Source organism: Bacillus sp. JJ1773, from assembly GCF_036962035.1.
Taxonomy (GTDB): Bacteria; Bacillota; Bacilli; order Bacillales; family Cytobacillaceae; genus Cytobacillus.
Genome location: NZ_JBALNX010000044.1, coordinates 41,671 through 54,490 on the forward strand (window position 1 = coordinate 41,671; position 12,820 = coordinate 54,490).

The 12,820-nt window shown below is 38.6% G+C and carries 14 protein-coding genes; 2 read left to right on the plus strand and 12 right to left on the minus strand.

All coding sequences use genetic code 11. The annotated features are described in order from the left end of the window. Positions 1-112: 112 nt before the first annotated feature. The 7 genes from thpR to V7127_RS13015 form a co-directional block, all read right to left on the minus strand. The gene (thpR, locus tag V7127_RS12985; RefSeq protein WP_335486639.1) at positions 113-802 is read right to left on the minus strand and encodes an RNA 2',3'-cyclic phosphodiesterase; all 690 of its coding nucleotides are present in this window, start codon (positions 800-802) and stop codon (positions 113-115) included. A 74-nt stretch (positions 803-876) separates the two neighbouring features. After that, a complete protein-coding gene (gene dat, locus V7127_RS12990; RefSeq protein ID WP_335486642.1) occupies positions 877-1,731 on the minus strand; it encodes a D-amino-acid transaminase in 855 nt (284 codons plus the stop codon). A 64-nt stretch (positions 1,732-1,795) separates the two neighbouring features. Further along, a complete protein-coding gene (gene pepV, locus V7127_RS12995; RefSeq protein ID WP_335486645.1) occupies positions 1,796-3,211 on the minus strand; it encodes a dipeptidase PepV in 1,416 nt (471 codons plus the stop codon). Between the two features lie 93 nt (positions 3,212-3,304). Further along, positions 3,305-3,592 carry a hypothetical protein gene (locus tag V7127_RS13000; RefSeq protein ID WP_335486648.1) on the minus strand — a complete coding sequence of 96 codons (288 nt, stop codon included), beginning with the start codon at positions 3,590-3,592 and terminating at the stop codon, positions 3,305-3,307. 23 nt (positions 3,593-3,615) lie between these two features. Continuing rightward, positions 3,616-4,497 carry an ABC transporter permease gene (locus V7127_RS13005; protein WP_335486651.1) on the minus strand — a complete coding sequence of 294 codons (882 nt, stop codon included), beginning with the start codon at positions 4,495-4,497 and terminating at the stop codon, positions 3,616-3,618. Beyond that, positions 4,490-5,203 (minus strand): ABC transporter ATP-binding protein, encoded by a 714-nt coding sequence (locus tag V7127_RS13010; protein ID WP_335486654.1) that lies wholly within the window; start codon positions 5,201-5,203, stop codon positions 4,490-4,492. The genes V7127_RS13005 and V7127_RS13010 overlap by 8 nt, the downstream gene beginning before the upstream one ends. A gap of 97 nt (positions 5,204-5,300) precedes the next feature. Next, positions 5,301-6,575 carry a M48 family metallopeptidase gene (locus V7127_RS13015; RefSeq protein WP_335486657.1) on the minus strand — a complete coding sequence of 425 codons (1,275 nt, stop codon included), beginning with the start codon at positions 6,573-6,575 and terminating at the stop codon, positions 5,301-5,303. Between the two features lie 416 nt (positions 6,576-6,991). Between V7127_RS13015 and V7127_RS13020 the strand changes: the two genes are divergently transcribed. Further along, entirely contained in the window at positions 6,992-7,213 is a 222-nt protein-coding gene (locus V7127_RS13020) for a DeoR family transcriptional regulator (protein WP_066294579.1), read from the plus strand. A 39-nt stretch (positions 7,214-7,252) separates the two neighbouring features. Here V7127_RS13020 and V7127_RS13025 read toward each other — a convergent pair whose 3' ends face one another. Continuing rightward, complete coding sequence (locus V7127_RS13025) at positions 7,253-7,972, minus strand: pseudouridine synthase (protein WP_335486660.1); 720 nt, start codon at positions 7,970-7,972, stop codon at positions 7,253-7,255. Positions 7,973-7,987: 15 nt separating this feature from the next. Next, positions 7,988-9,598, minus strand: coding sequence for a putative polysaccharide biosynthesis protein (locus V7127_RS13030; protein WP_335345152.1), 1,611 nt, complete (start codon positions 9,596-9,598; stop codon positions 7,988-7,990). Positions 9,599-9,812: 214 nt separating this feature from the next. On the opposite strand from V7127_RS13030, the gene V7127_RS13035 reads away from it, so the two are divergent. Beyond that, positions 9,813-11,081: an NAD(P)/FAD-dependent oxidoreductase gene (locus V7127_RS13035; protein WP_335486663.1), complete on the plus strand. Its 1,269-nt coding sequence runs from the start codon at positions 9,813-9,815 to the stop codon at positions 11,079-11,081. A gap of 23 nt (positions 11,082-11,104) precedes the next feature. Here V7127_RS13035 and V7127_RS13040 read toward each other — a convergent pair whose 3' ends face one another. From V7127_RS13040 to V7127_RS13050, 3 genes are all read right to left on the minus strand, one after another. Further along, positions 11,105-11,287 (minus strand): sporulation protein Cse60, encoded by a 183-nt coding sequence (locus tag V7127_RS13040; RefSeq protein WP_335345150.1) that lies wholly within the window; start codon positions 11,285-11,287, stop codon positions 11,105-11,107. Between the two features lie 123 nt (positions 11,288-11,410). After that, positions 11,411-12,097, minus strand: a complete 687-nt coding sequence (locus V7127_RS13045; RefSeq protein WP_335345149.1) for a phosphoribosylaminoimidazolesuccinocarboxamide synthase — start codon at positions 12,095-12,097, stop codon at positions 11,411-11,413. A 370-nt stretch (positions 12,098-12,467) separates the two neighbouring features. Then, the gene (locus tag V7127_RS13050; RefSeq protein ID WP_438824002.1) at positions 12,468-12,776 is read right to left on the minus strand and encodes a rhodanese-like domain-containing protein; all 309 of its coding nucleotides are present in this window, start codon (positions 12,774-12,776) and stop codon (positions 12,468-12,470) included. Between the last annotated feature and the right edge of the window lie 44 nt (positions 12,777-12,820).

Below are 12,820 nucleotides of genomic sequence, written 5' to 3' on the forward strand. Positions count from 1 at the left end.
TGTGCTTGTCGGGGGTGACCACAAAGGAAAGCTACTGCGAATATTCATCGCAGGAACAATTGTCCTTTAATTGTTCCGAAGGAGCTTCCGCTTTTCTTATTGTATGCCTATTTTATTCATCCGCCAATGGAAAGCTGGCGATTCTTTCATATTTTGGTGATTTGTCTAAATGTGTTTGGTATAAAACAACTTCATTAGCTGTAAAGGATAGAGGTGAATCATTATATGGATTGTGTTCATTCAACAGGCTTGTATGAAAAGGGGAATCCCCTGTCCATTTTCTAGCCAGTGTAATATGCGGCTTAAATGGTCTTGTCTCCAATTCAAAGCCGGCTCCAGCACATGCTGAAAAAACGATATCCCGAATGGTATTCAGCCTCTCTTCCTTATATGTATCTGCCCAAAAAATTCTTGGTGAATCCTCTCTGCCAAATACACCTAGTTTATTTATTTGAAGAGTAAGAGCCTTTTGGTCTTCTAATCCCTTTTCAATTAGAACTTGTGAGGCTTGAAGCATTTCTTTTTCAGCCGACCCGAGAAACGCCAAAGTGATATGAAGATCCTCATGGTGTACCCACCGTTGAAATGGAAGATTCCTCTTTAATATCGAACATTCTTCCTTTATCTTTAGCTTTGTTGTACTTGGCAAACTGACAGCATAGAAAAAATGTGCCTGACTTCCCATTCTTATCCCTCCATTAATCAATTTCACCTTGGCGAAATTGCGCCCAGATTTTGTCGAGCTTGCTCGATAATTTCCTTTTAAAAAATCTGAGGCATCCGCCGGAGTTTGAACTCCCACTTATAGAAGAGGAAAACTTCTGCCGAATGAAGTTAAAAAAGAACCAGCATCTCATATACTGGTTCTTTCCTATTTTAAAGACTGCCACATTCCTTTTCAATGGCTTGATTAAATAGCTCTTGAATATGCTTAGTTAATGCACCCGGTGCACCATTACCTACTTTCTCTCCATCAATTTCAATAATTGGGGTGACCTCAACCGTTGTTCCTGAGATAAATGCTTCATCAGCCTGTTTCAGTTCTTCCAATGTGAAAGCTCTTACCTCAACAGGAATATCGTTGCTCCGGCAAACTTCTATAACCTTTTGTCTCGTGATCCCATTTAGAATAAGGTTATTGGCTGGATGGGTAATCACCTTTCCATCCTTAATGATGGAAACATTCGATGAGCTTCCTTCTGTTACGGTGTCCCCGCGGTGCTGGATAGCCTCAAAACAGCCTTCTTCTACAGCCTTTTGCTTTGCCATTATATTACCTAGAAGATTAAGACTTTTAATGTCACAGAGTAGCCAGCGAATGTCCTCTACCAAAATCGTTTTCACACCTGTTTTCATGTTTTCAACCGGTCTATCGACTGCTTTCGTATTTGCTACAAATGTTTGGTGAATATCAGAACTTGGAAAAGCATGACTTCTTGGAGAGATTCCTCTAGTAACCTGCATATAGATCGTACCCATTGTAAGTTGATTCTTTTCAATCAATTCAGAGAGCATATTCCTTAATTCCTCTACGGAATCGGCTATCTTCATGTTAATCTTTTTTCCACTTTCAATCAGACGCTCTAGATGCTCTTTGGCTGTAAACATCTTCCCGTTGTAGACCCGAATGACTTCGTAAACTCCATCGCCAAATTGATACCCGCGATCCTCGATATCAATCTTGGCCTCAGTACGGTTAATAAACTCCCCATTAATGATGACATACTCCATGCTTGTCGCCTCTTCCTCATCCTAGTATTTCGTAACTTCGGAGCAATTTTAACAAATATTTTTCTTACTTGGCAAGCTCATAGATGGCCTGAGCATATATAGCAGCAGCTTTTAACATATCTTCAATATAGATATGTTCATCCTTTTGATGAGCTACATCTTCTCTCCCAGGGAATAACGGTCCAAATGCAACACCTGATTTCAAGGAACGGGCATATGTTCCGCCCCCGATGGAAAGCAACTCAGCTCCCTTGCCTGTTTGCTCTTCGTACACTTTTTTTAATGTCTGGATTAAGAAGTCATCCTCTTCCACATGGTGTGGCTTCGAATCTGTAAAATTCTCTATTGAAACATTTTCTTCCTTTAGAATGCTTTCAAGCCTATGTTTTGTTTCTTCCATTTTGTTTGTTACTGGATAGCGCAGATTTAGACCTAGCCTTCCGCCCTCGGCTTGCGTATAAACAAGCTTTCCTACGTTAATTGTTAAATCTCCTGTAATATCATCCTTATAATCGATCCCAAGCTTTTTCCCACGGGAATCCTCCCAAAAATAGGTAGATACAAATTTTAAAAATTGGTCTGCCCTGGAATCCAATTTCAATTGTGTAAGAAACTCAGCCAAATATAGACCGGCATTTTTCCCGTGGTCAGGCTCCATTCCATGAGCGGAAACTCCTTCAGTTTCCAATATTAATTCACCGTTATCTATGTAATACTTCCCTTTAAGCTCATACTGACTTAGAAAGCCGGTATATTTTTGAATAATTTCTATAGACTCATATTGTACGCCAAGAGCTGCCCGAGCAAAATCAGGGACCATATTATATCTTCTGCCTGATTGGAAGCTTAGTACCTCTACTTGAAAATCTTTTTCTTGAATCTCTACAGTTCCTTGAACTAGGTCAAAGTCAGAAATTCCCTTCTCTGCATAAATAATCGGAAAATCAGCATCCGGCGCAAATCCCATTACTGGCATTTCTTCATGTTTAAAATAATGCTCTACACAGCGCCAATCACTTTCTTCATCTGTACCTATAATCATACGTACTCGCTTATTCAACGGAAGCCCGAGCTCCTTCACAATTTTCATCGCATAATAAGCTGCCATTGTTGGCCCTTTATCATCAATTGCTCCTCTCGCATACATTTTTCCGTCACGAATTTCGGCGCCGTATGGATCGCTCGACCATCCGTCTCCTTCAGGTACAACATCGACATGGCAGAGAATCCCGACAATCTCATCCCCCTGTCCAAACTCCAAGTGACCAGCAAGGTTACCCACATTCTTAGGAGTAAACCCATCTTTTTCTCCAAGCTTCAGCATAAAATCAAGTGCTTCCTTTACCCCTTCACCTAAAGGAGCCGCCTCTGTTGAGTTTTCTTCATCTAACACACTTTTTATTTGTAAAAGTTTTTTTGTGTCCTCAAGCAGAGCTTCTTTTCTGTTTTCGACTTCTTGCTGCCAATTAATAGCACTCATAGCTCTTCCTCCTTTGTTCTTTGCTAAGAAATGTATCGTTGTGCGACCTCTGATTTATTATATCTCTCTTTTAAATGGAACACACTTGGTGAATTAACGACCAAACATCCCTGGTCTAAATCCGAATTGCATGAAAACGAAAAGCCAACAAGTAATGAATATCCCAATTAGAAGAATGGCTAAAACGAAAAAGGCTGTAACTGTCCTTTTTCTAGCAGCAAAATAATAGGTACTTTCACTGTATTTCTTGCTGATCGGATTGGATGTTGTCACCCTATCCCAAACTAATGAAAGCCATGAATACATCATAATAAGAAAGCCTATGAAAATAAGAGCTTTTATCCAAAGTGGCGGGATAATGACAATTGCTGCTGTTGTCACGGATATGATCTGTAAATATCCCCCTATATATAAATGTTTCTAATAAAGATTTTTATAAATAGCTCTATATACCCGTTAATCTCTTTACGATTTTTAAAAATTCGTTTTGAACGGCGGAATAAAAGGGGCTTTGTTCTTATAGAAACGATAACCGGCTTTTCTATATCATGTGAAAGCTTAAAGATTAAGTCTATATTCTTCATTTTGGCTTCATTGCCCTGGGAAATATCTTGATCGATGGATGAGACTTTTTGGATCGATCGCAAGCTTTGAAAAATGGAAATAATCATTAATAAGGCACTGCATAAATAGATTGGAAAAAGCAAACCTTTTTCCCAAAGTAAAAATATAAGTTGACTAGACCAACTTAAAAGAATGAATAATAGAATTCCAGCTGCAATCCTTTTTAGCCTTGTCTCTATTTTTCTCATTAAGAATTTTAAAAATAAAATCATGGTATTCAGTACAATAAAGAAAATGAATAGCGAAATGATCTGCTGCCAATCGAGAAAATAATGTTTTCTTAAGAATGGAAGAAAAACAAAGATGGAAACAGCTATTTGTATAACTTGTGAAAGGATTGAGTAGGCATACCCCCATTTTTTCATTCCAAGAAAGATTGGCTGATTTTTTATTAAAAATACTTTGTCTGCTTCCTGTACGAACGTACGAATGTTTCCGCTCCATGAAAATAAATAAAGGACAAAGAACAGCAAGAATAATGGAATGTTTGCAATCCACGCAGGCGGTTCCAGCCACCATGTACGGTACATCATCAAAAAGATGGCACTAGCCGGGATAATTAAGTAAAGGATGATTGTCCAATCGGCAATCGAACGGATCACACCATATTGATATTTCCACCCTCTAACTAACCGATCTGCAAATATGTTCCAGCTATTCATCTTCATGGCCTTCCGCAATTAAATGAAAGCAATCATAGAGTGAACCATTAGGTAGATGACATTGAGTTCTAATTTCATCTAAAGTCCCGGCTGCTTTAAGCTCTCCCTTATGGACAATTAAAAAACGGTCACATACCTTTTCTGCTGTATCCAAAACATGAGTAGACATAAGAATACCTGCTCCTCTTTCACGTTCACGCTGAATCGATTCAAGAAAAAGCTTCATTGCATTTGGATCCAATCCAATAAAAGGCTCATCAATGATATATATATCTGGATTAGTAATCATGGATAATATCAGCATCGCCTTCTGTTGCATTCCTTTGGAGTATTTACCTGGAAACTCATGTGCATGCTCAGCCAGTTTATATTGCACTAGCAATTCCTTTGCCTGGTCTTTATAGTTTTTATCACTTAATCCTTCCACTGATGAAATAAAGTCTAAATGCTCCCATAAAGTGAGCTCATCATAAAAGATAGGCCTTTCCGGAATATAAGAATATTTAGCTTCGGGCTGGAAGGTTACCTCACCCTTTATATTTTCTAGTAAGCCAAGAATGGTCTTAATAGTTGTACTCTTCCCTGCCCCATTTGGACCAATCATCCCAATAAGTTCTCCTGCTCCAACTTCAAATTGTATATTATGTATAATTGCTAAATCCTTTTCATAGCCTGCCTGTTTAATATCTACATTTAATAGGTTCATCCCTTCTCCTCCCATTTATTTAGTACGAATAAATAATGGAAAAAGTTTCTTATGAACAAAATAAAAACTGCTCTCCAACTGAAGAGCAGTTTCCACTTTATTGTTTTAATAATTTGATCAAGTCTTCATTGCCAAAATCAACTGCATAATCATAGGCTGTATAGCCCTCTGAATCCTGATAACTAGGATCTGCTCCATTTTGTAAAAGCAGCTCTGCCATTGCAACATCATCATTGTATACTGCATTAATAAGCGGGCTAGATTCATAAGTATCAATGGAATTAGGGTCTGCCCCATGTTCTAGGAGCAATTGAGCCGCTTCCAGGCTCCCATTGTACACAGCCCAATGTAGTGCCGTTGAACCTTCTAAATCTTGTGCGTCAATTTCTACGCCATCTGATAATAAAGACTGAATGGTTTCTGTATCATTTTCACTGGCTGCATTCATGAGAGGGGTAGCCCCTTCAATTCCCGATGTCATTTCAGACCAAAAATCCATTTTCTCTATTGCTTTCATTCCGACAAAAATGCCTGCTGACAAAATGACAACAGCTACTCCTGCACCAATTATACCAAGCCAAACCTTCCCCTTAGGCTCCTTCAATTCAAATGTTGAATCCTCGGAAAAAAATCGGGATAAAGCATAGATTCTCTTTGGCAAATGAGGGTGTGTGGATAATTTCTCATTCAGCCAGACAAAAAATCCATGTTCGGTTTGAAGCTGTTCCATATAGGCTTGCTTATTGACCTTTGGATATAATTCCTTGCCGATCGCAAGCATCGTTAAGGCATCCTTTGCCGCATCGAACGACTCAATGTAAAATGCTGCATAACGATCACACGTATATTCACAAGCCCTTAAATAGGCATTGCCGAGAAACGGAACCCACATCGCTGGCAAAAGCAGAAAGCTTATGATTATATGCTTCCTTTTTAAATGGGCAAATTCATGTGCAAGGACAAATAATACTTCCTTTTCAGCATTTCTTTCTATTAATTCGAATATTCCGGAGTAAAGAACGACCATATTTTTTCTAAAGAAACGGGTTGCGAAGGCATTTAAGACTCCTTCTGATTCTATGACATAAATATCAGGCATCACTGTAAGCCCCATATCCTTTGCAGTCATTTCAGCCTTTTCATAAAGATCAGGAAACTGATTCCTGCTGATTTTCACACCGTTCCGTCTAATGCCACCCATCATAATTCCATGGAGTACAACCGATAAGAAAATAAGAACGATAATAAAAATAATTCCAACAACGGAAAACGCTAAAAAGATATACGCGAGAATACTAAATAAAGCAACAAAGGCAAAATATATATTTTCTTTCGGATACACCAATTGATCCCGCAAAGATTGTTCTTGCAAATGCCTTACATCCTTTCAATTTTATTTAGGACAGAGGTTCCTTGTCCCACCAGCTCAAATACGTAACCCTAACAAAGTTTGATTATATAAAAATTCATTCAAACAGGATACGGGAAGTTTATCCCATTTCGAATTTTCCAAACATAGGACAACTCAAAGATCCATATGTTTAATTAAGAAATTCAGAGAGGGGCGGTTTTATTAATCTTTCGTAAATTCTGCAATAAAGTAGAAATTATCAAAAAATAGGGGTACAATGATTGTAAAGGATGATATTTTGGAAAAAAACTGAAATTAGAAAAGGAGATGGCTGCGGAAAAGAAAACTACATTTGCTTGAAGGACATGTTTCTTCAAACGAAGCTGTCGGTTGCAGGTAATTGCCATTGGTTTGAAAAAAGGATAGGGAGTGGTTCTTTGAAACCTTCAACTAACCGGATGTTAAACCGTATCAAATCCGTCTACATGTTTATTAATAAGCGCGGAACTGTAACAACTCAAGAGCTTGTAGAGGAATTTGGTATTACTCCTCGCACCATTCAAAGAGATCTAAATGTTCTTGTTTATAACGACCTTGTCAAAAGTCCAACTCGAGGAAAATGGACAACGACCAAACGAAAAGTAAAAATATCATCCTAATATAATGCACATAAAAAAAATCGCCTGTCGTGGCGATTTTTATTTGGCTTCATATTCCATTAACTGCGTAATTTCCTCATCCGTTAATTCCCGGTATTCTCCAAGCTCCAATGTTTCATCTAGCTTGAGCGGCCCCATGGAGAGCCTTTGTAAATACATAACCCGCTTCCCCACAGCTTCAAACATCCTTTTTACTTGATGAAATTTCCCTTCAGTAATCGTAAGCTCAATATCGGAAGTCATTCCAGATTTAAGTATTTTTAGGTCCCCAGGTTTCGTTTGGTATCCGTCATCAAGGATGACACCCCTTTTAAAAGCAGCAACGTCCTCTTCCGTTACTTCACTATTAATAACAGCAAAATAAGTTTTCGGGACATGCTTTTTAGGCGAAAGAAGGCGATGGGCCAACTGGCCATCATTTGTTAACAGCAGAAGTCCCTCTGTATCTTTATCGAGACGCCCGACCGGAAAAGGCGAGAATACGAGATCCTCCATTTCTAACAAATCTAAAACCGTTTCATGCTCAGAATCTTCGGTTGCCGAGATGACGCCTTGAGGCTTATTCAGCATTAAATAAATGAATTCCTTGTATTCTACAACTTCTCCGTTTATCGTTACTGTATCTTTATCTGGATCAACATGTTGTTTAGGGTCCTTCACTTTTTGATCATTTACCTCAACAACCCCATCTTTAAGCAGCTTCTTAACATCCTTTCTGCTTCCGTAGCCTAAATTGGCTAGCATTTTATCTATGCGCATTTAAGTAGCCCCCTATTATGAACGCAGTCTTAATTTTTTCATGACACGATCGACCTTTTGGCCAAATAAGAAATACACTAATCTTGTTTTAAAGCTTAAATAGAAGTAAATACCAGCACCAATTGCTGCACAAATAAGGACGATGATTAAAGCCTGAAAACTGGATGCAGGAGATAAGAAGAGTGTAAGAATCTTATACGCAATTCCTGTGCCTAAGAACATGAATAACGTAAATAGGACTATTAAAAGCCCTCTTCTTAACACAAGTTTAAATGGGTACTTCGCATATGTTTTAATAACAAATAAATTAATTAATATAGCTGCTGCATAGCCAATAGCTGTTGCGAGAACAGCTCCATTTGTTTCTAATACCTTAATAAGCGGAATATTTAAGCTCAATTTTATCAGTAAACCGACGAGCAAACTTAATACAGTATAGCGCTGCTCATTTATTCCTTGTAAAATCGCCGCTGTTACTAGGTAATAAGCAAATAATATCGCTACAGGTGCGTAAGCCCTTAACACTTCTGTACCTAATTCCTTATGATCATAAAATAGTGTAAAAATCGGCTCTGCAAGTAAAGAGAGACCAACAACCGCCGGAAGTGTTAAAAATAATAAAACCTGAAAAGCCTGATTTAATTGATGATTTAAACTGGATCGATCCTCTTCCACAAATGCTTTTGTAATGCTAGGCACCAATGTTAACGAAAAGGCTGTAGCTAAAGATACCGGAATAATGACAAGCTTATGCGTTTGGAATGTTAATACGGCAAAAGCTGTAACTGCTTCATCCTTTAATCCAATCGAGGCCATCGCTCTATCAAAGGTCAGCTGATCAATAAACTGAAAAAGCGGATTTGCAATTCCGACAAAAACGAAAGGTGCTGCATAAACGATGATTTCCTTATACATTTCCTTTAGAGAAATTTCCATTGTACCTTTATCATTCAAGAGCAGCTCATCTAAATAAGGTCTCCGTTTATACCAGTACCATAATAAACTGGCTAATCCTCCAATAGCGCCAATAAAGGCCGCAAAAGTTGCTACACTAACCGCGGTAACAAGACTTCCCTTCATGATATGTAAAACGATATACGCACCTACAAGTACGAAAGTAATTCGAACAATCTGTTCAATGACTTGTGATAAAGCAGAAGGTCCCATTGACTGATGCCCCTGAAAGAAGCCTCGGATGAGACTCATAATAGGAACAAGAATAAGTGCGAAGCTCACTGCTCGAATGACAGTTGCCCCGTTCTCAGCAGTGACAGACTCATTATGGGGGCTAATTTCTGCTATCAATGGAGCTAATAGATACAATGCTATAAAGGCGATAAGCCCCGTTCCCATCATGACAAGCAAACCGGATTTAAAAAGCTTTCTGCCAACAGCATATTCTTCTAAAGCATTATATTTTGAAATAAATTTTGAAACTGCTAACGGTACCCCGGCAGTAGCAATACTAATAAATATCGTATAAGGAATGTATGCAAAGGTATAAAGGGCATTCCCTTCATCCCCAACTATATGATAAAACGGTATGACGTAAAATAACCCCAGTACCTTTGAAATAATCGTGCCAAGGGTTAAGATAAAGGTCCCCCTTAAAAGCTTAGATGACATAAATTATTATCCCTTCCTTTAAAAGAAAAAGCGCAAAACGAAATTTGCACACTATTTGTAGTTTACTCTTCTTTAAGAAGGATTGCTACCTAGAGATAGTTTATGGCAATAATTTTTTCGCAAATAAGTCCCTATTGTTGTAGGGTTATGAAACTACCCACATTTCGTATATAATGAATAGGATTTTAAGACTGAAGGCTAAGTTGGTGAATAAATGAAATATAATGTAATTGTGATTGGCGGCGGGCCATCCGGTTTAATGGCTGCGATTGGGGCTGCTGAGCAGAAAGCTAGAGTGCTGCTTATCGATAAAGGGGACAAGCTTGGCAGAAAGCTTGCCATTTCAGGCGGCGGTAGATGCAATGTGACGAACAGGCTGCCGATTGATGAAATTATTAAACATATTCCGGGGAATGGACGATTTTTATACAGTGCCTTTTCTCTTTTTAGCAACGAGGATATTATTAAGTTTTTCGAGAATCTGGGCATTAAGCTAAAGGAAGAGGATCACGGTCGGATGTTTCCTGTGACAGACAAGGCACAATCGGTTGTGGATGCTTTACTTTCAAAACTTAGCGAACTAAAAGTAGATATTAAAACAAACAGTCCTGTTAAAAATGTCCATTATTCAGATGGTTCCGTAAAGGCGGTTGAGCTAAGAAGCGGAGAAATCTTCGAGGCGGAAGCAGTTGTGATGGCAGTCGGAGGAAAATCTGTGCCCCATACAGGTTCAACTGGAGACGGATATGCGTGGGCTGAAAAGGCGGGGCATACGATTACTGAGTTATTTCCGACAGAGGTCCCTGTTACTTCGGCAGAGGCATTTATTAAGGACAAATCTCTGCAAGGACTTTCTCTTCGCAGCGTTGCATTAAGTGTGTTAAATCCTAAAGGAAAAGCATTAATTACTCATAAAATGGATATGATTTTCACTCACTTTGGCGTTAGCGGGCCTGCGGTTCTTAGATGCAGTCAATTCGTTGTAAAAGCAATGAAGAAATGGAATTTGAAAGAAGTCACCATGAGTATTGATGCCCTTTCTGATAAAATGGAAGAACCTTTATATCAGGAAATCTTGTTAGGAATTAAGTCTGAACCGAAAAAAAGCATCAAAAATTTATTAAAAGGGCTGCTGCCGGAAAGGTATCTGCTTTTCTTACTTGAGAAAAGCGGGATTGACCCTTCAGCACAGGGAGCTAATATTTCCAATGAAAAAGTAAGAACCTTTGTGAAGAACTGTAAAATGTTTCAGTTTACCGTCAATGGAACCCTTCCGCTTGAAAAAGCTTTTGTGACCGGAGGTGGAGTTTCAGTAAAAGAGGTTGATCCGAAGACAATGGCTTCTAAACTAATGACAGGATTGTTCTTTTGCGGGGAAATTCTTGACATCCACGGCTATACAGGGGGATATAATATTACTTCTGCACTTGTAACAGGAAGGCTAGCAGGTGTGAATGCGGCTCTTACTGCAAATTCCCTCTAATGAAATTAGAGCCTGAGATTCTATCAGGCTCTATAAATAATCATCGCTGAAAAACAATAAATCTGCTCATCTTCATCCTCATGTACGGCGGCTACATTGTATTTTATATCCATTAGCTTTTTTTCTTCTATCTTTTCTAAAAAACGGTTCATTTCAAGCTCCAAATCCTTCTCATGCTCGTGGTCAAATAATTTCACTTTAATCATAAGGGGCCCATCCTTTCTGCTTTTTTATCATTATTGACAGAATAATCTGTTTTTAAAACTGAATAATGGGCATAAGAAAAAGCGGCTAACTTTATGCCAGCCACTTTTACTAAATAAAATCTATTATTTTTCTAACATTAATTTTTCTAATTCCAGCGGTTCAATATAGTTGCCATTTTTATAAGCCCTCATATTTCCACCTGAAATTTCATCGATTAAAACGATTTGTTTGTCTTCGCCGACTCTGCCAAATTCAAATTTAATATCATATAATTCAATGTCTTTTTTCTCAAGCTCATCTTTTACCACTTGTCCGATTTGCTTTGTTAAGTCCTTTAGTACGGAATATTCAGCTTTCGAAAGGACTCCCAGCATATCAAGTGCATCCTCGCTGATTGGCGGGTCCTGTCGGTCATCATCCTTAATCGTTACTTCTACAAACGCATCAAGGGCTTGTCCCTCCTCAGCGTACATCCCGTAGCGACGAAGAAAGCTTCCGACTGCCTTATAGCGGCAAATGACTTCAAGGCCGTTGCCAAAAACGGTAGCAGGCTTCACTGTCATCGTAGCCTCTTCAATGTTTGCATCAATATAATGAGTGGGAATTCCCTTTTCCTTTAAAATTTCAAAAAAGAATTTAGTCAGGCTTAATCCCGCACGACCTGCACCCTCCAGTGTTAAACCTACCGTATTGGCACCTGGATCAAATACTCCATTTTCTCCTGTTACATCATCTTTAAACTTTAATAAATAATTTCCGTCCTCTAGTGCATATACATCTTTTGTTTTGCCTTTATAAATAGGTTTCACTGTTAGTCCTCCTTAAAGCTTCTGTACGTCTTTAACTATAAGTTATTCTTAAAAAAGGAATCAACATTTATTTTTCAAAAAAAACAATTCACTCCCCGTATTCAGAAGTGAACTCGCCCTATCGCAGGTTTTAGACAATGCAAGGAAATGTTTAGAAATCCAAGTTTCTTGGACAGCTTTTTGGAAAAACTACGAAACCTGTCCAGTAACTCGGGTTTCTTGGACAGCTTTACGGAAAAACTACGAAACTTGTCCAGTAACTCGGGTTTCTTGGACAGCTTTCCAGAAATACCGCGAAACCTGTCCAGTAAATCACTTTTGTTGGACAGGTTTTCTGAATATCACCTAAACCTGTCCAGTAAGTTGCGTTTTATTTAAATTCAACCTCACCTGTCCAGTCCAGCATGCCGCCAACCATGTTGCGGACTTTGTAACCTTGGTCCTGCATGTAATGGCATACATTTTGACTGCGGTTTCCTGACCGGCAAATAAAAATATATTCCTTTTCTTTATCAAAATAGTCCAAGTTTTCAGGGATTGTCATCATTCGAATATGTTTGGCTCCCGGAATCATCCCTTGAGCCACTTCTTCATCTTCTCTAACATCAACTAGCTCAAGCTTCTCACCGGCTTGCAGCTTCATATCCAATTCTTCCGTAGTAATAATCTCGATACTCATCAAAAACTCCCTTTCTTCATCAACCTTAAGTTTTCCCCTATGCT